The following is a 21525-nucleotide window of genomic DNA, read 5'->3' on the forward strand; positions in this document are numbered from 1 at the left end:
ACGGGAGTCGTAGTGAAGCAGGCAGAACTCGTCATCCTCGTCCAGAAAGCCGAGGATGATGTCCAGGCGCTCACGAAAATAGATTGAACCCGACTCGAACGTGGTGTCGATGACCGGCTACTCCAGCACCTCCACCACCATCATCGGGACGTCGTAATCCGGCGTCCTGCGATTCTTCATGCCCGGCTTCCACTGCGCCAGCATGCCCGGCTGCAGGGACTGCTCGGTGCCGCTGGAGAACCGCAGGAAGCTCCCAGCCAATTCTGCGCAGTACCTGCGTGCCGCGACGCGCTTTTCGTCGGTGTTGCCGCCCACCAGCTTCAGGGTGCGGTTTTCGTGCGCTGGGATTTCCATGCTGACCTCCGTCGATTGATGGAGGCCATGCTGGCATCATCTGACGACATCTAATGTCGCTTCTAGCTACTCCGCCGTCTCACACACTTGCCGACATTCCACGTCGGCCCGAGAGCCTAGTCTTTCACAGGGTCCCATCAGAACCACGCCTTGTCTTTTGCCATCGACTTCGCCCTACCACCTCAAAGTTGACGTGGCATGCGATCAGCGATAAAGGTCACGGCGAATTCATGCTGGCCGCAGCGGATGGCGCACCGGTGCGAGGGGAGCCGCACAACTGCACGAACGATGAATCAGAACTACGGCCTGAAGTCGATGCGGATGTCTGATATTTGCTCTTGAGCCTCGGGCGGCAACTGCACGAGCCGCTCGGGAGGAAGTACTTCGCCAAATAGCTGCGCGCGTAACAAGTGTATCCGCTCCTGCACCACTGACGAACGCAGGTCGTCGTAGGTGCCCTTGACCGCGAGCGTGTACACCTCGATCTTCGGCGGCGTCACGCCATTTTGCAGCGCATCTTCACATGCGTTCATCCATGCGCTGTCCTCCCTGTCCACGCGTCCGATCTGCTGTTCGATCCGCCCTGGATTCCAGTCCAGGTGGAATAGGACCACCGTTCGGCACGCGCGATGGAGGTTCAGACCTTCGCTCATCACGTCCGCCTGGCCCAGGAGCACGCGCGGATTGAGATTCGGATGATTGAACGTGCCCTGCCGTGCGCGACGCGTCGGCGTCTTTGTATCACCGATCATCAGTTGCGCGAGTGGGCTCATGCGGAACACATAGTCGCCGCCATCGTTGCGCTGCAACTCGTCCTTGAGCTGGTCGACAATCCTGTTCCAACTCTGAACTTCCCGGTTGGCCTTCTGCTCGTCGTCGTCTTCGGGTGGATCGGGATCGCGCAGGCTCGCGAGGCGATTGCGAGCTTCCACGCGCACGGAATCCCTCTCGTCGGGCGTGTCGACGATCCACAGCTGATCCTCAACACAGAGTTGCTGGACCAGCCACGTAGTCAGCACACCAACCAGCTCCACGGAGAGCTTGGGAACGAGCCCGGCCTCTTCCACCACGCGACTGCATACATCACGCAACTGCTCGCGCTCCCGCACGTATTGCGCCGTGAACTCCGCGGCCTTCGACTCGAATTGCTGGTCGCTCATTGTGGCGAGACCGAACTCCGGATCGAGGCGCCAGCGCTGCATGTCAGGATCGGCGGCCCGCACGCCCAGCGGCAACGGGATCGGCTTCACGTCTCGCATATGCCGCAGGTAGTGGCGAATGTTCAGGCTGCGGTTCAGCGCATGCAGGGAGGCCAGGTATTCGCCGAAAACCAGCACTTTCTCCCCTTCACGGCCGCCCGCGAGCTTCTCGATCAACCGTACGGCCTCCCGCACGCGCGGGTGCCATTGCAACGCATAACGCGGATCGTCACCGACCTTGCCGAGCTGCTCCCTATCCTCCCCTGCGGCGACCGCGCGCCAGTATTCGCAGCGTTGTAATCGGGCCTTTTTAGCCTGGTCCACGACGGCCGCCACGACCGCAGCCGCTTCACTGCTCTGCTCTGGCTCTTTCTTGTCGCCATCCGCGTCCCGGACAGACTCCGAGAGGTGCGGCAGGGCCTGCGAAAAGCGAATGCCCGCCGTCTTCAGTTCGTGTCCGACGCTCGCACCCCGAGCCGCCGCGGCCAGCGCCTCGGACAACGCGAGCTTGCGGCGCTCGTCCGGTCGCAAACAGGCCGGCGCAAGCGAGTGCGTGATGTATTTGCGATGAGGATGCGCGCTATTCGGCACGCCAGGCAATTCCGAGTAACGCTTGACCAACGGATGATCGCGCCATAGGCGCCGCGTGACGACGTCTCGCAATTTCAGCTGAAATTCGCCGGCGGCCTCTCTGAGTTCGTTGATTTCGCCTTGCGACCCTGAGCGCAGTTTATCGACCGCTTCGGCATAGCGTTTCACGACCCCGCCAAGGCTCACGACCCGATCTGCACCCAAGCCAAGTCGGCTAAAGATCGCCTTCCACTGATCGACATCGAGCTCCATGGGCGTAGCAGTCAGCGCGACTCGCTTCGACGGCTTCGCCCGTGAGTCCGACATCAGGATATGGTCGATCAGCTTGGTCAGCCGGCTGCGCAATTTACCCTGCGCCTGCTTTTCCGCGAGACTGAGATTCGCGCCCGCGCGGCTCTTGTGCGCCTCGTCGATGATGAGCAAGTCGAAGTTGCCCAACAGTTCGCCGATCGTGTTCTGAAACAGCTCGGCGCGCTGTTCGTCTTTGAAGGTTTCCGGCGCCGGCTTGCCGAGCATGGCTGCCCCTAGCCGACGGCGCAAACCGGCACTGCCTTGTTCGCCGATGTACCGCGCGGCGCGCTCCTGCATCGCGCTGACCACCAGTTTTCCGGCGCCGTATGCAACAAAGCCCGCAGCCTTCCTGGCGAGGTAAGGCAGTGCCCATAGCTCCTGGTTCACCACCTTGCCCACCGGGGGCAAGCCGAATCCGTGCGAGATGAACAGAATCGGGAATGCGTCGGCCAGCGGATACGGGCTATCGTCGACGTTGCCGCCAGCTTCGTCGCCATCGCTGTCGTCAGCGAATAGATCCGCGTAAGTCCGCAGGAAGCGATGCGGGAGCGGGTTCGGTAACCAAGGCAGCGACAGCGCGCTCAAATGCCCCAGGAAGCCTTGTAGTTCCTCGCTCTGCCATTGATAAGCTAGTCCCGGTGGAATCAGCACGGCGACGCGACCTCCGCTCGCCGCCACGCAGACCGCGAGCGCGATGGCCAAGCGCGTCTTGCCGAGCCCGACTTCATCGGCAACCAACACGCCTGGCTCCTCTCTGAGCCGCTTTGCCATCCAGCGTAGTGAAGCATGTTGATTGGCCCGCCACAGCGCCTCGATACTGGCGATCTGTTCGAGCCGCTCCAGCGCCAGATTCCAGTCCGAAGCGCTATTCCTATTGTGGTTTGCTCGGCTTACGCGCATACAGCCCTCGCGTTAGAAGGCGCGCACCATGCCCCGCGCAAGTCTCGAAGGAAGACCTGGTACGACGCGAGAAGGTCTGGTTGCTCTGCGAACCAGGTCGGCACGAAGCCCGGCTTGTCCAGCGCGTCGAACAGGTCGACGTCGAGTGCCCGGATCGCCTCCCGCTCGGCGGTCGCCGTCTGCTCCAGCAGCAACGCACGCAGCTGCGCCAGCCAGTAAGGGAATTCCTCGGGCGTCGTCAGCACGTTGCGCTGCGCGATCGTCTCGACCAGCATCGCGAGCGTCCGCAAAGGGTAGCGAGCCGAACAGACATGCGTAGCCGTGGCGGGCACCGTAGCGTGGCCGAAGTCGTCGTCGCCCTCGTGATCGTGCGGCGGGAGCGCGGGGAATACGAGTAGTGCCTGCAGGATGCTCGCCATTTCCAACTGCGGCATCGCGCGCCTGCCCAACAGCCCGTTCGCGGAAAGCACGGCTATATCCCAGCCAGCACCGACGGCTTGCGACGCTGGGTCCACGCTCGTCACACGTACCGACGGAGGACAGACAGCCCCCCATAGCACGGACTCTTGGTCCGGTTCGACCGGCAACCAGCGACCGTCGGACGCTTGCAACCACAGCGTCGTCGGCAGCACTTCGCTGCGAACGAGGTGCAGATGCTCGCCAATCTGACGCAATAGCAGCACGGGCGGTGGATCGAGCGGCTCGAACATGTCTTCGCCCTGGCCCTCGACTGCATTCTTCAGATCCGCTGCCGATGTCCATCCTCCGCATGCAAGACGCTGCCAGACGCGCGCGATACGTTCTTTTGGCAACAGGACCACGCCGGCCTCGACATTGCCGATGCGCGAAGCAATCGAAACACGGCCGTCGAGGTTTGCCCGCGTGAGGAAACCACGGTGCGAGAGATTGCCGGAACCGAGGTAGAGAAAGGCCAGCGTCGCAGTGGCGTCATCCTCGCCACTGACACGATCGAGCCCGGCGATGTACTTGGCGTGCATAAGCTTGCGGCCGCCCCTCGGCTTCTTCTCCAGCGGATCGCGCGGCAGGCATAGCCACCATTGCCCGGCCCGGCTTTGCAGCAGCCCGCGTTCGCCCACCTTGGTTTTGCGCAATTGCTCGAACCAGTCCGCAATACCACCAGCTCGTTCGGGATTGAAAACCAACAGACGCTTGCCGGGATTGCCCAGCGACTCCAGTTTTTCCAGCACCGTGGGTTTCGAATCCGCGGTCGACTTACTCGCTTGCTCGAAGAAGCCCGAGCCCGCTACTAAAGTCGAGACGCCTTTCTTCGGGAAACGCGTCCGGACCTGATCGAAAAGCGACCGATCCAGACTGTGAATGAATTGTGGTCTCAGACGCGATGCGGCCCCGCGTACCTGCATCCGCTCGCGCCAGACCTTCAGCCACCCGGTGACGAGCAAATCGTTGGCGAGGCTGGCGTAGTGCTTGCCGTAGAGGCTGTGCAACATCCGCTCGAAGAATCCGAACGCGGCATGGACGTCGACTAGCGCCTGGGTTGCGTTCACCTCCTCGCTTTGCTCGTCCCACTCTGTCGTCCAGAACAGGTCGATCTGCGCTTGGCGCCCCCAGGTTTCGGCGATCCAGTTCCCGGTGGAGACGACGAGACGCCAGCGCCGCGGCGCCCCAAGCGTCGATGGCCCGAAACCCATGAGCGCCACTTTCGCGTGCATTAGTGACGTGCGGCTGCGCCATATCTCCTTTAGGCAAGGCGCGAGTTGCAGCAGACCCGGAACCGGTTGCGCCTGCGACTGCCGGTTCGATGCGTCGACAAGCAGCAGTCCACGTACGAGGCCTCTGGCCCGGCGCTGAGCTGGAGTCTCGTTCGTGAACGCAGTCAGCGCCCGCTCGACGGTTTCTGCGTCGCTGCTGAGTCCGCAGAGCAGCAGATGCGTGCCGTGCTCGCCTTGCGGTGGCGAGAAGAGCGTTTCGAGGTCGCCTCGGTCGTTGATGTCGCTCATGGCTGCGCCTCCGCGTCGGCGAGCAACTGTCGCAATCGCAACAGCGGGCGCGGTACGCGGTAGGTGTCTTCCTGTATGTCGTTTTCCTGCAGATCGTAGGCGTCATCGGCCACCAGTGGCTTGCCGCTGTAGGCCACACCCTGGTCGATGCGCCCATCGATCACAGAGAACACCATTGGCGCACGCGCGGCCAGCAACGCGACTCGCTCCTCCAACCCGCGCGAAGCCGATTGCTCCGCGCAAAAGCCTGACGCATCCACTGGTGTCCCCGACGCAGCACCCGCCCGCAGCACGTCGCAGTCACGGCCCAGCGCGGCGAAAGCATCGGCCACGTCCTGGCGTTCCGCCAACGCGCGCACCTTCTGCGCCGAGCTACGGATCGCATTGCTCATCGCCTGCGCAGCATGCAAGGTGCTTGCTCGCACGTCCTCGAACGCGAAACACGTAGCGAGCCTCGCGGCATGCTCGGCGTGCTGCACATTCGCAAGGAAATCGCCGCGGCCGCTCTTGGTCGCAAGCGTTGCGTCGGTATGGCGCCCCAGCAATCTCTCCAGATCCGCTCGACGCGCATCGTCGCGCACACGCGCCAGCACGAGACGCTTTTCCGCTTCGCTGGCCAGCGATGGCTGGAGGGCAGCCTTGATCGCCGGATGCACTTTTTTAGTGTCCCTATTGCCTTCCTCGATCCAGTCCCTCAGCCAGCTGCGTGCATCTCCGCCAAGTTCCTTTCCGCTCGCGAACGCCAGCTCGGCGAGCTCGATGCCGGCAGGCGTCAGCTCTAGCACGCTAAAGCGCGCCTCCTCGCGAACACAAAGTTTTAGCCCCGGCAGCGCTCGCGTCGCGGAGCGGCGGAACGGGACGGTGACGTACGCGCCACCCTTCGCAATGTCGCTGAACGAGAGGCTGGTGCGGCCAGCGAATTTGCGCTTGCCCTGCACGCGATGTTCCGACCGGGCTTGCGGGTCACGGCGCACCACGATCCAGCTCGCGAATGCTTCCAGCGCTTCCGCAATGCGCGCGGCTGTAGCCGGCGTATCGACCTCCTGCGCGAGGCGCAGTCCCATGCATGCCCAGCTGAGCTGGCGCACAAAAAACGCACCGCCCAGGCCGGGCACAGCCCATTCGTTGAAGCCCATGATCGCGCGTCGTAGGCCAAAATCCAGCCGCAAACGCATCTGGGCAAAATCCTTCGGTTCCACCGCACCCCACATGACCCCTACCTTCGTATTGTTTGTCGACCACATCAATCCAGTTCTTACTGAAGAAACCCGATGCCGGGCTTGGACACCGCCTTGAGTGCAGTCTCATCCTTCAACGCCGCCAAGAATCCCTCAAAGCAGGTGACTGGAAGAAACCGTTGTTGGCGCATTACAGCAGCGAAGTCACCCGGTGTGACATACCGAAGATGGGCGACAGCGAAGTGTTCCACATTCTCCGGCAAAGCAAAGCTCAATCGTTCCCCATATCGCCGCAGCAAGGCCGCAGCTTGCCTTGCCTGCAGGTAATCGAACTTCACCTTCAGATCAAAGCGCCGCAACGCTGCTTGATCTATTCCGGCCATCAGGTTGGTTGATGCCACGAAAATACCCTGGAATGATTCCATTTGAGTCAGCATTTCGTTGACGAGGGTAGCTTCCCAGCTACGACTGGAACCTTCGCGCTCGCGCAGGAAGCTGTCCACCTCGTCGATGAGCAGCAACGCACCATCACGCGTCGCCGCATGGAAGGCCTCGGCGATGTTGCGCTCGTTTTCACCCACGTACGGCGACATCAGGTCCGAGGCGCGCCTCACCAGCAAAGGCATGTCCAGTTGATCGGCCAGCCAGCGGCCATAGGCCGTCTTACCTGTGCCAGGCGGCCCATACAGGCACAGGCGCGCCGAGCGCGAATCATTGAGTCGTGCGGCGATCGCCGCCAAGTCCACATCGGCATTGATGAAAGCCGGGTCGTAGATGTCCGGCAGCGATTGCGCATCCTTGTTCCCCAGACGGGCATGACCCTGCGCTACCAGCGTGCTGTCCACCAGGTGCAGCAACGCCTTGCCCGCCTGCTCGCGCGACAGATCGGCTCCCAAGCGACGCATGACGCCGTTGGCCTGAGCCACCACCGCCGGTGCAAGCTTTTCCTCCTGCGCCAGCCTCCGCACGACGCCATCTTCGACGGCGTCTGCGCATAGCGTGCGCACGATGTGTTCGCGCTGCACCCTGGGCGGAACGGGGACTTCCACCACCATGTCGAAGCGGCGGATAAAGGCAGGATCGATGTCGTCGACACGGTTGGACAACCACAGTGTCGGGATCGCATTGCCCTCCAGCAGCCGGTTCATCCACGCCTTGTGCGACTTGGCCGTGCTTGCCTTCCCAAAACCACCATCGTTGAACACGTCTTCCATTTCATCGAAGACGATGAGCGCACCACTGTTGGCGAGAAAGCTCTGGCCTGCACGCACGGCACGCAGGCGCTGCTCTGCACCGAGCGGGTCGCCATCGTCATCCGCATCAGCCACCTCGAAGAGCTCGCTGCCCACTTCGGCAGCAAGGACGCGCGCCAGTTGGCTCTTGCCCGTGCCGGGCGAGCCATGCAGGAAGATGTTCACGCCCTTGCGACCTTCCCGAAGTACCTGCTTCAGGTAGGGCACGAGAATGTCGAGGGAGGCACCGAGATGGGGGTAGTCGGCCAGGGTCAAGGTTGCCGCGGAGGCAAGCTCGACACGGCCTCGGAGCAGCACCGCCGGATCAGCCTCCCCGGCGAGCATGACCTCAACAAAGTTTCTTGAGATCAGATTCAGCCGATCCTTGATGTCGCAGCAGTCATCCAAATCCAGCCGCACCAAGCCGCATCGCGACAATGCGCTTCGTCCGCTGAAAGCGTTCCTTATGTCAGCCTCCGGCAGGCAAAGGATGGCGGAAAAATGGGCGAACAGCCGCTGCGAGGACTGGCAGCCAAGGCCAAGGTACTGCATGACTTCAACCAGATGTTTCTCGCTGTGCACCATGACGGCAAAGCCAATCAGCGCCTGCTCGACCTCGTTCAGGCTGGTCAACCTGGCCAGGCGCCTGATGTTGCGGGTCAGCGTCGCCGGCCAGCAGCAGTCGTCCGCCACGCGCTCGATGTCGCGGTGAAGAACCCGTAACCGTGCGGTCACCGCACGTTGATCGAACTCCTCATCCTGTTTGTCGACCCAGGCTCCCAAGCCAACGGCTCTGGCCACGTTGTCGTCATCCAGGCCTTCCTTCTGCACCAGCCTCTGGTATCCACGCAACGGCACCAAGCACCGCAGCATCCACAGACGGACGATGGCCGGCACCTCAGCCTCGGCCAACGACGACCCACCCATCTTGCGTAGCTCTTTAATCGAGATAACCATGGAGACAGCCCCTTTTCTCCATGCCATCATCCGTATTGAAGCGACACATGGCGTCGCACCACGCTCAACTTGGCGCTCGCTCTGTGGCGTGCTGCTGGCACCCCGCTAGACCACTGGGTAGGCAATGGCCTCGAACTCGTCGCCCCCGGCCTGCATCATCACTTCGAGCATGATGGGCACCAACGTTCCCAGGATCGCGGCGCCATCCTTCACCTGCGCCCTGTTGGTCTTCCCGCCCCAGGTGGCCCCACCGTGCACCAATTGGTTCCGGAGCACGTAGAGGCGGTCCAGCACGATGGAGAGCAGCGTGCCCGTTTCCTTGCCCATCAAGGCTTTCATGGCCACCTTCTTGCTGGAGACGAATGAACCTTCCCAGGCGCCACTGCCATCATGCTCGCGCAGCGCCCGCCAGAATGGCTCGAAGACATGTTTGTTTTCGACCAGCGTGCGGATAGGGCCGCTGAACTGGCTGAACAGCGCGTGGTGGAGCTTTTGTTCGCTGTCCAGCCCAAGCAGCTTGTCGATGAACTGCTTCACCAGCAGTCGCTCGGTTTGCTCGAAACCGAATTCGCTGGCATAGGCGGCGTTGAAGGCGATCCACAGGAAGATGTAGCGGGCATCAGGATCGTCCATTTCCTGCTCTGCACGCGCCAGCCAACTGATCGCACGGTGGATGCGGACGCGCAACGGTTCCGGCTGACCATCCCGTATGCGCCGGTGTCGATCCTTCAATGTTCCCGCACCCATCGACTTCCCCCTGTATTCAGCCTGGCACACAGCGACAATCAAACCAGCCTAAGCGTCCGCCAGGCCCAATGACCGTTGGCGACGATGTCGCAACCGACTCAATCCAAATCCACTCAAGCGGATTTTGACGATGACTTGCGCGAACCGTCGCCGTTCTTGGCTTTCTTCAACAAGCCGTCGATGAAGTTCGCCCATTCCTGCATCATCACCTGGCGCTCGCCCAGATACTCCGCCTGGTTGTAGCTCGCGCGCACCTTGTTTCGCTCGGCGTGTGCAAGCTGTCGTTCTATCACGTCAGCGCGGTAACCAAGCTCGTTGAGGATGGTCGACGCGGTAGCCCGAAACCCATGAGCTGAGAAACCGATGCCGCCCTTGCCGTTGAAGCCCATGCGCTCAAGCGCTCGGTTCAACGTGGTAGCGGTCATGCACTCGATTGGCCGTCGATAGTTCGGAAACAAGAGGCCACGACCGCCCGTGTAGGTTCTCAGCTCCTGAAGCAATTCCACCGCCTGCTTAGACAACGGCACGATGTGCGGCTCCCGCATCTTCATCCGCTCGGCGGGGATGCGCCACTCCGCATCATCCAGGTCGAACTCGCTCCATTGGGCTTTGCGAAGCTCCACCGTCCGCACGAAGGTCAGGAGCATCAGACGCAAAGCGATCACCGTCGTGCGATAGCCGCCATACCTGCCTAGCTCATTCACGAAATGCGCAATCTGTGCACGCGACAACGGCCGGTGATGCACGACCTTGGATCGCTCAACGGCACCACGCAGTGCTGCGGCCGGGTCACCATCGGCACGGAGCGTCGCCACCGCGTAGCGGAAAATGGCCGACGACCACTGCCTTATCAGCAGCGCAATCGTCGCGGCTCCTCGCTTCTCAACGCGGCGAACGATCTCCAACAAGTGCGCTGCAGTGACCCTGCGAATCGGCAGCTTCCCGACATGAGGGAAGACGTCAGCCCGTAGGACGCTCTCTACCTGGCGATGGTAGTACGCGGTCCAGTTCGCCGATTTCTTCGCAACCCATTCGTTCGCCACGGCCTCGAACGTGTTGGCATTCGCCACCAGGTTCGACAGTCGCTCCACCTTTCGGCTGTGTGATGGATGGACAGCATCCGCGACGAGCGCGCGTGCACGGACGTGTTCAACCCTGGCGTCCGCCAGCGATACCGATGGGTATTCCCCGATGGCAAAAATGTTCTCCTTGCCAGCGATGCGATAGCGATACCGCCACAGCTTTGCGCCCGTTGGGCGCACCTCCAGATAGAGCCCGCCTCCATCCGCCAACTTGGCGGCCTTGGATGTTGGCTTGGCGGTTCGAACCTTGGCGTCAGTCAGCGGCATGTGCGGGTACCGGCTTCGATACCCGCAACGATACCCGCAATTTTCCTGGCTTGCCATAAACATCCTCGGACAAGGATGGAAACTTCAAGCCTGTTTTTAAGGGTTTTTTTCGCTATCGATGGATAGCTGCGGACTAGCCTGGATGCCGATGCTAATTTTCGATCATCAGGAGCATGGTGTGCTCTGCCGCCGCGGACATACCCAGAGACGCCCATGATAGCGGGACAACCGCGGCCGGTCAGCGCGGATGCGCGTCGGTCGGCGCCGGAGCGGGGTGCGAGAGCGGATAGCCGTGCTCCCGCAGCAGGCGCAGCACCCCATCTACGGGCAGTGCCTGCACCTGGTGGCCTTGCCAGCCGCGCATGTCGCCGGCGTGGAACAGGGAGTTGATGATGGCTTCTTCGGTCGCCTCGATGGCGGCCATGAACAGCGGCGACATGGCGTCGTTGCGCAGCACGGCAACCTGGCGCACGGACTGTTCGGCGGCGTACGGCACGCGGTTCGCCGCGTAGGTGGAGAAGGCGATCACGTAGTCGCCGCTGCCGTTGGAGGCGATGCCGCCGCTGCGGGCGAGGCCGAGGATCGCGCGTTTCGCCAGCCGTTTCAGGTTGCGCGCATCCAGCGGGGCGTCGGTGGCCACCACGATCATGCACGAGCCGTCGGGCGAGTCGTTCAATGCGTCGCTGAGGTAATACTTGTGCAGCAGCTTGCCGACCGGGACGCCGGCCACGGTCAGGGTGCCGCCGAAGTTGGTCTGCACCAGCACGCCGACGGCATAGCCGCCCAGACGGTCAGGCAGCTTGCGCGAGGAGGTGCCGATGCCGCCCTTGAAGCCGAACGCGACGGTGCCGGTGCCGGCGCCGACGTTGCCCTGCGCGACCTTGCCGCCGCTTGCCGATGCGATCGCCTGCAGCACGTCGCGCACGGCGACGTGGCGACCGCGGATGTCGTTGAGATAGCCGTCGTTGGTTTCCCCCACCACCGGATTGACCGACAGCACCTCGCGATTTTCGGGGTTGGCGAGCGCGTGCTCGATCAGCGCCGCAGCGGCCACCGGCACGCTCAGCGTGTTGGTCAGCACGATCGGCGTTTCGAGGTTGCCGAGTTCGTCGATCTGGGTGCTGCCGGCGAGCTTGCCGAAACCGTTGCCCACGTACACCGCCGCCGGCACCTTGTGCTGGAAGAGGTTGCCCGCGTGCGGCAGGATCGCGGTGACGCCGGTGCGCACGTCGTCGCCACGGATCAGCGTCTTCTGGCCCACTTCGACGCCGGGCACGTCGGTGATGGCGTTCAGGGCGCCGGGCGGCAGCACGCCGATGGCGACGCCGTAGTCACGCAGGTCGCGCTGCTGACCGAATGCCGGCAGGCAGGCCAGCAAGCCGAGTGCCATCGCGATGGCGCGGCGACCCATCAGCCCGCCTCGCGCCGTGGCCGCCGCCAGAAGCGGTAGATCAGCGCGCCGATCAGCAGCGCGATGGCGGCGGCGACCAGGTTGGCAACGCCGGCGCTGGCCAGCAGGCCCAGCGACAACGCCGTCGCGGCGAGCGGGATCAGCGGCCCGCCGGGCAGCCGCATGGCGCCCTCGCGCTGGCCGTGGCGCCTGCGCAGCACCAGCACCGCGACCGCCGTGGCGAGATAGCCGAACAGCCGCGCCACCACGGAGAGCAGCGCCAGCTGCACGAACGAACCGGACAGCGCCAGGATCACCGACAGCACGCCCACCGTGACGATGGCCACCGCCGGCGTGCGGAAGCGCGGATGGATGCGCGTGAGCGCGGCCGGACCCACGCCGTCGTCGGCGAGCGCGAGCAGGTAGCGCGGGCCGAACATGATCGTGTTGCTGTTGGTACCGAGAATGGAAACGGCCGCGCCGACGGTCAGCACCAGCGCCAGCCACATGCCGCCGAAGCGCGCCGAGGCATCGGCCAGCGGCGTGCTGGACGCGGCCAGCCCCGGCAGCGTACCCAGCGCCACCCACTGCACCGCCACGTAGGTCGCGGTGACGATCGCGATCATGGTCAGCATCGCGAACGGCACGTCGCGCTGCGGGTTGCGATATTCGGCGGCTGCCGCGGGCATGTTCTCGAACCCGGCATAGGCGAACAGCAACAACAGGGCGCCCTTGGCCAGGTCGTCCATCGGGATCGAGTCCACCGCCAGCGGCGAGGCCTGGCCCAGGTCGACGAAGAACGCGCCGATCAGCACGAACATCGCCAGCGGCAGGAACTTGGCGATCGCCAGGGTGACTCCGGTACGCGCCGCGGCGCGCACGCCGATCACGTTGATCCCGGTCAGCGCAGCCAGCGAGCCGACCACGATCAGCACGCGCATTTTGCCGTCGCCCGCCGCCGGCCAGAAATGCGTGACCGCATCGGCCAGGCCGTTGCTGAGTGCCGCCGCGCTGGCGATGCGGGTCAGCAGCAACATCCAGCCCACCTCGAAACCGGCGAAGCGTCCGAACGCCTCGCGCGCATAGAGATAGCTGCCGCCGGCCTGGTCGAAGTAGCTGGCGGCCTGCGCATAGCACAGCACCAGCAGGCTCACCGCGATGCCCGCCAGCAGCACGGCCCACAGGCTGGCCGGCCCCAGCAGCGCGGCAGCCGCTGCCGGCAGCAGGTAGATGCCGCTGCCGATCACGTCGTTGACCGACAGCCCGACCAGTTGCCAGCGCCCGACCGCGCGCAGCATGTGCGGCTGGGCGGTGGCGGCAGTTTCCACGGTCGCCGGCCGGGCGGGGGTGATTGAGATCGGCGACTGGTTCAAGAGCGATTCCGGAGGTGGCGGGATCAGGCATCGCCGCGATGCGCGCGACGCCGCGGCCACGGCCGTCGCAGTGCGACGAGGTCGACGCCGGGCGGCAAGCTGCCGCCCGGCGCACGGGCATCACCAGCGATAGGCGACCTTGCCGTACACGTAGGCACCCTGGGCACCGAACGGCGAGCTGCTCGGATACGGGAAGATGCCGTGGAAGTTGCTGCCGTCCGGTGCCTTCTGCGGATAGGTGTCGAACACGTTGTCCGAGCCAAGGGTGAAGGTCCAGCGATCGTGGTAGTAGTTGGCAGCGAGATTGAAGATCCACCGGGACGGGTAGACATCGTCGTAGATGTAGCTGGTCGAGCTGTACTCGGTGACCCCGCCGTAACGCACCGCGGTGCCGGTGAAGCCCCAGTGGCCGGTCTTCCAGGTGTTGGTCCAGATGAACTTGGAGCGCGGCATCTGGTCGGCCAGCAGGCCCTTGGCCTGGCTGCGCGTGATGCGCTGGAAACCGACATTGCCCAGCGCGTCGAGCACCGCGGGGTTGGGCAGCACCTTGGTCACCTTGTTCTTGTGGTACGACCAGTTGACCGTGGTCTGGAACGAGCCGCCGTCGGCAAGCTCCTTGATGTAGTTGGTGACCACGCCGATGCCCTTGATGCGCATCTCGGCCGCGTTGGTGAAGTAGGCGAGCGCCACGTACTCGGAGTTGACCACGCCGTTGGCGGCCAGGTAGTCCTTGACCGACTGGGTCACCAGCGACATCGAGCTTGACATCAGGATGCGGTTTTTCAGCCGGATGTCGTACAGGTCCACCGTGGTGGTGAAGGCGCGCGTGGGTGCCCACACTGCGCCGACGGTGATGCTGCGGGTGGTCTCCGGCTTCAGCGGCTCGCTGCCCAGCAGCTGCGCGGTCTTGTTGTCCGGCGGCACCAGGCCGCGCAGGTAGATGCCCTCGGGCAAGCCCAGCGAGTTGCCGGCGGGGTAGGACACCGAGGTGGTCACCGAGGCGTGCTGCTGGCCCAGGCCCGGCGCGCGGAAGCCGGTGGAATAGGTGCCGCGCAAGGCAAAGCCGTGGTCGAAGTCGTAGCGGCCGGACAACGCGTAGGAGAGGTTGGTGCCGAAGTCGGAGTAGTCCTCGTGGCGCGCCGCGATCGAGGTACTCAGCCGGTCGGTGATGTTGCCTTCCAGTTGCGCGTACTCGGCCACCGAATGCCGCGTGCTGTTGCTGGCGTCCTCCGGGCCCCAGCCGGCAAAACCTTGCGCGCCGCCGGTGACGCCCGAGGTGCCCACGTAGTACGAGGCGAGGTCGCCGGCCACGATCTTGTAGCCCTGGTGCAGGTACTGCGCGCCGAAGCCCAGGTGCCAGTAGTCGTTGAGCGACTTGCCCATCGAGAAATCGAGGGTGGCCTGCGAGGCGGTCAGGGTGCCGTCGTGGATGTCGGTCGGGGTGTAGCCGAAGTCGTTCCAGAAGGCGAAGTTCACCGTGTTGAAGGTGCCGTAGGACACGCGGTTGGCGCCCCAGGTGGCCGCGGTGTCCCAGTCCCAGCCCGACTCCGTCTCGCCGCGCACGCCCATCACGAAGGACTTGTCGCGCGACACGCCATGCTCGACCGGGTTGAAGCCGTCGCCGTCCGGGAACAGGTACTGCATCAGGTCGTTCTTCGGCTCCGGCGCGTTGGTGCCGTAGCGGTAGAACGCCATCGGCTCGGCCATCAGCCGGCCATAGTGGCCGTAGCCGTACAGATGCACCTTCGGCGTGAAGTCGTACTGCCAGTTGAGGAAGGTGTTGTAGTTGTTGGAATTGGGGATGCCGACGTGGTACTTGCGGCCCAGCTCGGTGAAGCCGGGGCGGTTGTCCAGCCCGGCGCGGTTGGTCGGGTCCTGCTTGCCGACCTGCGCGGAAAGCCGCATCCAGCCCTTGTCGCCCAGCGCGAAGCCGAGGCTGCTCTGCAGCCGCGAACTCGCACCGTCACCGGCCGAGTACTTGCCGTAGTCGCCCTGCACCTCGCCGCCCTCGCCGCCCTTTTTCAGGATGATGTTGATGACGCCGGCCAGCGCGTCGGAGCCGTACTGCGCCGAAGCGCCGTCGCGCAGCACCTCGATGTGGTCGATGGCGCCGACCGGGATGGTGTTGATGTTGACGCCCTGCGAGCCCTGGCCGACCTGGCCCAGGGTGAGCATCAGCGCGCTCGAGTGCCAGCGCTTGCCGTCGACCAGGATCAGCACCTGGTCGCTGTTGAGGCCGCGCATCTGGAACGGCCGCACGAAGGCGAACGTGTCGGACATCGAGGCCAGCGGGAAATTCAGCGAGGGTACGGCGAGGTCGAGCGCATTGCCCAGGCTCACCGCGCCGGAGTCGTTCAGCACCTGCGCGGGGATCACGTCCACCGGCACCAGCGAACTGGATTGCGTGCGGTCGCTGGTGCGCGTGCCGGTCACGATCACCTGCGACAGGTTGACGGCATCCTTCTTCTGCTTTTGCTGGCTCGATGATGCCGCATCCGCCGGCGCGGCGGGTGCCGACGCGGTTTCCTGCGCGGCAGCGGTGCCCGCCAGCACCAGCGCCACCGATACGGACAACAGCTTGGGAATGATTCGACCGAAACGCTCGTTCATCAGAGACCCCCAACGTTAGGATTGCACCGGAACCGCCCTGCCCCCGGCGATTGCTTGGTCCACTTCAGTCAAGCGATGTATCCGGGCGTCTCCGCACCGGCAAGGCGTTGGCGATGTCCCCGAGAACAAGCGTATTCAGGCCGGGCCCGAAGGCACGCTCCGCAACGTCTGGTCGAGCATAGTCACAAGCCGCCGCCAGCCACCAATGAAAAGACCGGCACCTGGCATAACCGAAAGTTGTAGATGCCCGTGAGCGTGGGCGCGATCAGCCCGGCGCAAGCGTCTGCCGCGCCAGCTGGCGCACCAGTTCGATGAAGTGTTCCTGCAAGGGATTCAGCTGGCTGTCCAGCCGGTACACCGCGTACAGCACCACGTCCAGCTCCAGCGCCAACGGCCGCGTCTGCACCACGTCGCCGTCGCCCTGGGAGGCGGTGAAGGGGTCGACCAGCGCCAGCCCGGCGCCTTGTGCCACCAGTGCGCAGGCGAGTTGATAGGTCTGCACCCACACCGAGATCTGCGGCGGCGGGTCGACATGCATCAGGTGGCTTTGCAGCAGGCTGCCCAGCGCATCCTGCACGGCGATGCCGATCATCGGCTCGCCGGCCAGCGCCGTCACCGGCAGCGGCTGCGCCAGTTCCGCGGGCGACCAGCGGCCCGGCGGCGCGATCACCATCACGCGGCCCTGGCACAGCGGCTCCTGGCGCAACTCGGGGTGGCTGGCGTCCTGCAGGGTGAGGCCGATGTCGGTTTCGCGCAGGGTCAGCGACTCGCACATCTCGGCCGAGTGCCGCGTGGACAGCTCCGCGGTCGCGGCGGGCCAGGCCTTGCGCAGCAAGGTGGTCGCGTCCGGCACCAGCGACTGCGCCAGGGTGGGCGTGCAGGTCACCCGCAGCGGTTCGCTCTCCGGCCGCGCGAAATTCGCGGTGAGCCGTTGCAGGTCGTGCAGGTCGCGGATGATTTTCTCCACGCGCGGACGCAGCAGCAGCGCCTGCTCGGTGGGATGCAGCCGCCCGCGCACGCGATGGAACAGGGTGAACCCGAGCTGGTGCTCCGCCTGCTGCAGCGCCTTGCTCGCCGCCGGCTGCGAAATGTTCAACAGATTCGCCGCGCCGGTGAGGCTGTTGGTGGTCATCACGGCATGGAACAGTTCGATGTAGCGAAGACGCATGTCGAGAGTTCACCCTGTGGCCGCGGCGGCGCTGCCTTCGAAGTGCAGCACAGCCGGTGCCGCCGGGCAACTCCCGTCGACCGGTTTCCACAACCCGCAGTTATGCCAGGTGTCGGTCTTTTCATTGGTGCCGCGCCGTGGCCGATCACTATGCTCGACGCCGTGTCGTGACGGGCTACCGGATGCCCGCGGGAGTACGCGCACCATGTCCGATCCAAGCAACGCCGCCGAGCCCGGTCACTGGGGCCCGCCCTACCTGCTGTACCTCGGCAGCGCCGCCGACGACCTGGCGATCAAGACCGCCCGGGGCCTGGCCTACTGGCGCCCGGACTGGTGCGTGGGCCAGCTGCGGCGCGGCGACTGCAAGCCGACGCTGGGCCTGCCGGAGATGAGCGTCGGCGAAGCGCGCAAGGCCGGCGCCAACACCATGGTGATCGGCGCGGCCAATGCCGGCGGCGTGATGTCCTCGCACATCGTGGCCGATGCCATCGCCGCGCTGGAGGCCGGCCTGCACGTGGCCGCAGGGCTGCACCAGAAGCTGCGCGACAACCCTGACATCGTCGCCGCGGCGCGACGCCACGGCCGCGAACTGTTCGATGCGCGCGATCCGATGCCGGGCCTGCCGGTCGGCAACGGCCGCCCGCGCGCCGGCCGGCGCCTGCTCACCGTGGGCACGGATTGCTCGGTCGGCAAGATGTACACCACGCTGGCGATCGAGCGCTCCATGCGCCGACGCGGACTCGCCGCCGACTTCCGCGCCACCGGACAGACCGGCATCCTGGTTGCCGGCTCCGGCATCCCGATCGACGCGGTGGTCGCCGACTTCATCTCCGGCGCCGCCGAGAAGATTTCGCCGGCACGCCTCGACGGCGGCTGGGACCTGATCGAAGGCCAGGGCTCGCTGTTCCATCCCTCCTACGCCGGCGTGTCGCTGGGCCTGCTGCATGGATCGCAAGCCGACGCGCTGGTGCTGTGCCACGAGCCCACCCGGCAGCACATGCGCGGCCTGCCCGACTACCCGCTGCCGGAACTCAAGCGCTGCCTGCAGGCCAACCTGGTTGCCGCGCAGCTGACCAACCCGGCGGTGAAGGCGGTGGGCGTGGCGGTGAACACCTCCAACCTCTCCGCCGCCGACGCCGCGACCGCCTGCCGCCGCATCAGCGGATTGCTCGAACTGCCTTGCCAGGACCCGGTGACGATGGGCGTCGAAGCGATCGTGGACAACCTGCTCGCATGCTGCGCCAACTGATCATCGAGGAGCGCCGTTTCCCGCTCGCCGCGCCGTTCCGCATCTCGCGCGGGGTCAAGCACAACGCCGACGTGGTCACCGTCGCCATGCGCCAGGGCGACAAGTGCGGGCGCGGCGAAGCGGTGCCCTACGCGCGCTACGGGGAATCCGCCGCGTCGGTGATCGAGCAGATGGAGCAACTGCGCCCGCAACTGGTCGCCGGCATGGGCCGCGACGAACTGCAGGCACGGTTGCCGGCCGGCGCCGCGCGCAACGCCCTGGACGCGGCGCTGTGGGACCTCGAATCGCAACTGAGCGGCGTGCCGGTCTGGCTGCGCCTGGCGCGGCCGCAACGCGCCGCGCTGGTGACCGCGCTGACCATCGGCATCGACACGCCCGAACGCATGGGCGCGGCCGCCGCGCGCATCGCCGGCACCGGGCTGATCAAGATCAAGGTCGACGCCGACGACCCGGCCGCACGAATCGACGCCGTGCGCCGCGCCGCGCCGCATGACCGGCTCATCGTCGACCCCAACGAGAGCTGGACCATCGAGTTGCTGCGCGACATGCAGCAGCCGCTGGCGCGCGCCGGCGTCGACCTGCTGGAACAGCCGCTGCCGGCCGACGCCGACGACGCGCTGCTGGGTTTTTCCGGCAGCATCCCGATCTGCGCGGACGAGGCCTGCCACGAGACGCGCGACCTGCCGCGCATGCGCGGGCGCTACCAGGCGATCAACATCAAGCTCGACAAGACCGGCGGCCTGACCGAGGCATGGCACCTGCTGCGCGCCGCGCGCCGCGAAGGTTTCAAGGTGATGGTCGGCTGCATGGTGTGCTCGTCGCTGGGCATCGCGCCGGCGCTGGAACTGGCGCGCGAGGCGGCCTTCGTCGACCTGGACGGGCCGTTCTGGCTGCAGCACGACCATCCGGACGGCGTGCAACTGCACGGCGGCTCGCTGCTGCCGCCCTTGTCCGGCTTCTGGGGTGGCTGAGCGCCGCGCCACAACCGCCGGTTATGCCAGCTGATCGTCTTTTCATTGGTGGCTGGCGCACGCCGGCGACTATGCTCGATCCGACAATCGTGGAGGGTGAACCCATGTCCGATCGCAACACCGCGCGCGCCGATGTCCGCCAGGCGCACCGCGCGCGCGCCGCGCGCTGGCGGCAAGCCGCGCTGGCGCTGGCGCTGACCGCGTGCAGCGCGCTGGCGTGGGCGCAGGACGTCAATCCCGATTCGACCGGCCGCGAGCCGGTCATCACCCGCATGGCGCTGGAGAAGGCCAAACCGGTCACCGCCAAACACGCCATGGTGGTCAGCGCGCAGCACCTGGCCACGCTGGTGGGCGTGGACATCCTCAAGCGCGGCGGCAATGCGGTGGACGCCGCCGTGGCGGTGGGTTTTGCCGAAGCCGTGGTGCACCCGTGCTGCGGCAACATCGGCGGTGGCGGGTTCATGACCATCCACCTCAAGGATGGTCGCAACCTGTTCCTCAACTTCCGCGAGAAAGCGCCGCTGAAAGCCACGCCGACCATGTTCCAGGACGCCGACGGCAACGTGGTCGAGGGGCGCAGCACCGACAGCTATCTCGGCGTGGGCGTGCCGGGCACGGTGATGGGTTTCGACACCGCGCTGAAGGCCTACGGCACGATGTCGCTCAAGCAGGTCATCGCGCCGGCCATCAAGCTGGCGCGCGAGGGCTACATCCTCAAGCAGGGCGACGTCGACAGCCTCGAACCGCACACCGGGGATTTCGCCAGGCACGCCAACGTGGCGGCGATCTTCCTCAACCACGGCAAGCCCTTCAAGGTGGGCGAACGACTGGTGCAGAAGGATCTGGCCAACACCCTGGAAATGATCGCCGACAAGGGCATCGACGCGTTCTACAAGGGCCCGATCGCCGAGGCCGTGGTCAAGGCCAGCGACGCCAACGGCGGCATCCTGTCGATGCGCGATTTCGCCAATTACACCGCGCAGTGGGAAAAACCGATCCAGTGCAAGTACCGCGGCTACGCCGTCGTCTCGGCGCCCCCGCCGAGTTCGGGCGGCACCACGCTGTGCCTGATCCTGCAGATCATCGAACCCTACCCGCTGGCCAGGTGGGGTTACGGCTCGGTCAACAGCGTGCACTACATCGTCGAGGCCGAACGCCGCGCCTTTGCCGACCGCAACACCTACCTCGGCGACCCGGCCTTCGTGCACAACCCGATCGACGAGCTGCTCTCGGCCGAACACGCGGCCAGGCTTCGCGCCACCATCCAGCCGGACCGGGCCACGCCGTCCTCCGAGGTCAAGGGCAGCCTCGGCGCCCCCGAAGGCAACCACACCACGCATTACTCGGTGGTCGACAAGGACGGCAACGCCGTCGCCGTCACCTACACCGTCAACTTCCTGTTCGGCAACAAGCAGATCGCCGGCAACACCGGTTTCTTCCTCAACGACGAGATGGACGATTTCACCTCCAAGCCCGGCGTGGCCAACGGCGCCGGCCTGGTGCAGGGCGTGATCAACCAGGTCGAACCGGGCAAGCGTCCGCTGAGCTCGATGACGCCGACGATCGTGCTGCGCGACGGCAAGCCGTTCATGCTCACCGGCAGCCCCGGCAGCGCCACCATCATCTCGTCCACGCTGGCCAGCATCATCAACGTGGTCGACTTCGGCATGAACATGCAGCAGGCCGTCAACGCGCCACGCCTGCACCAGCAGTGGTATCCGGACGTGGTCTACGCCGGCCAGGGGCTGCTCACGCCCGAGTCGCAGAAAACCCTGGAAGCGATGGGCTACACGTTCAAGCAGTTCAGCGGCGGCGCGGTCGAGGCGATCCTGATCAATCCGAAGACCGGTTTGCTGGAAGGCGCCAACGACCCGCGTCGTCCCGCGGGGCTCGCCGCCGGGTACTGACCTCCGCGGCGCCGTCCGGTGGGTGGCCTGCGCTAGATTAGGCAGCCGAACCACGAAGGCCGGAGTGAACACGTGGCGCG

At 65.3% G+C, this 21525-nt stretch carries 14 protein-coding genes; 3 read left to right on the forward strand and 11 right to left on the reverse strand.

From position 1 onward, the window contains the following. Positions 1-117: 117 nt before the first annotated feature. The 11 genes from ACVCMI_RS16320 to ACVCMI_RS16370 form a co-directional block, all read right to left on the reverse strand. The gene (locus ACVCMI_RS16320) at positions 118-354 is read right to left on the reverse strand and encodes a hypothetical protein (RefSeq protein WP_447098089.1); all 237 of its coding nucleotides are present in this window, start codon (positions 352-354) and stop codon (positions 118-120) included. A gap of 299 nt (positions 355-653) precedes the next feature. Continuing rightward, complete coding sequence (locus tag ACVCMI_RS16325) at positions 654-3335, reverse strand: helicase-related protein (RefSeq protein ID WP_447098088.1); 2682 nt, start codon at positions 3333-3335, stop codon at positions 654-656. Further along, positions 3326-5314, reverse strand: coding sequence for a hypothetical protein (locus tag ACVCMI_RS16330; protein WP_447098087.1), 1989 nt, complete (start codon positions 5312-5314; stop codon positions 3326-3328). Before ACVCMI_RS16330 ends, ACVCMI_RS16325 begins: the two co-directional genes overlap by 10 nt. Then, entirely contained in the window at positions 5311-6525 is a 1215-nt protein-coding gene (locus ACVCMI_RS16335) for a hypothetical protein (RefSeq protein WP_447098086.1), read from the reverse strand. Before ACVCMI_RS16335 ends, ACVCMI_RS16330 begins: the two co-directional genes overlap by 4 nt. 44 nt (positions 6526-6569) lie before the next feature. Next, a complete protein-coding gene (locus tag ACVCMI_RS16340; protein WP_447098085.1) occupies positions 6570-8681 on the reverse strand; it encodes an AAA family ATPase in 2112 nt (703 codons plus the stop codon). Between the two features lie 105 nt (positions 8682-8786). Further along, the gene (locus ACVCMI_RS16345) at positions 8787-9368 is read right to left on the reverse strand and encodes a hypothetical protein (RefSeq protein ID WP_447098084.1); all 582 of its coding nucleotides are present in this window, start codon (positions 9366-9368) and stop codon (positions 8787-8789) included. A gap of 173 nt (positions 9369-9541) precedes the next feature. Continuing rightward, on the reverse strand, positions 9542-10777 hold the full coding sequence (locus ACVCMI_RS16350; protein WP_447098083.1) for a tyrosine-type recombinase/integrase: 1236 nt from the start codon (positions 10775-10777) through the stop codon (positions 9542-9544). Positions 10778-11015: 238 nt separating this feature from the next. Continuing rightward, complete coding sequence (locus ACVCMI_RS16355; protein ID WP_447098082.1) at positions 11016-12188, reverse strand: DmpA family aminopeptidase; 1173 nt, start codon at positions 12186-12188, stop codon at positions 11016-11018. Next, positions 12188-13465 carry an APC family permease gene (locus ACVCMI_RS16360; RefSeq protein WP_447099525.1) on the reverse strand — a complete coding sequence of 426 codons (1278 nt, stop codon included), beginning with the start codon at positions 13463-13465 and terminating at the stop codon, positions 12188-12190. Before ACVCMI_RS16360 ends, ACVCMI_RS16355 begins: the two co-directional genes overlap by 1 nt. 195 nt (positions 13466-13660) lie before the next feature. Then, the gene (locus ACVCMI_RS16365; RefSeq protein ID WP_395120153.1) at positions 13661-16150 is read right to left on the reverse strand and encodes a TonB-dependent receptor plug domain-containing protein; all 2490 of its coding nucleotides are present in this window, start codon (positions 16148-16150) and stop codon (positions 13661-13663) included. 265 nt (positions 16151-16415) lie between these two features. After that, positions 16416-17318 carry a LysR family transcriptional regulator gene (locus ACVCMI_RS16370; RefSeq protein WP_395120154.1) on the reverse strand — a complete coding sequence of 301 codons (903 nt, stop codon included), beginning with the start codon at positions 17316-17318 and terminating at the stop codon, positions 16416-16418. A 205-nt stretch (positions 17319-17523) separates the two neighbouring features. Here ACVCMI_RS16370 and dgcN point away from each other — a divergent pair, with 205 nt between their 5' ends. The 3 genes from dgcN (at position 17524) to ggt (ending at position 21445) form a co-directional block, all read left to right on the forward strand. Next, a complete protein-coding gene (gene dgcN / locus ACVCMI_RS16375) occupies positions 17524-18567 on the forward strand; it encodes an N-acetyltransferase DgcN (protein ID WP_395120155.1) in 1044 nt (347 codons plus the stop codon). Continuing rightward, positions 18552-19538, forward strand: a complete 987-nt coding sequence (dgcA, locus tag ACVCMI_RS16380) for an N-acetyl-D-Glu racemase DgcA (RefSeq protein ID WP_395120156.1) — start codon at positions 18552-18554, stop codon at positions 19536-19538. Before dgcN ends, dgcA begins: the two co-directional genes overlap by 16 nt. Positions 19539-19642: 104 nt before the next feature. Beyond that, a complete protein-coding gene (gene ggt / locus ACVCMI_RS16385) occupies positions 19643-21445 on the forward strand; it encodes a gamma-glutamyltransferase (protein WP_447098081.1) in 1803 nt (600 codons plus the stop codon). Positions 21446-21525: the final 80 nt, after the last annotated feature.

The organism is Rhodanobacter sp. UC4448_H15 (assembly GCF_052978265.1).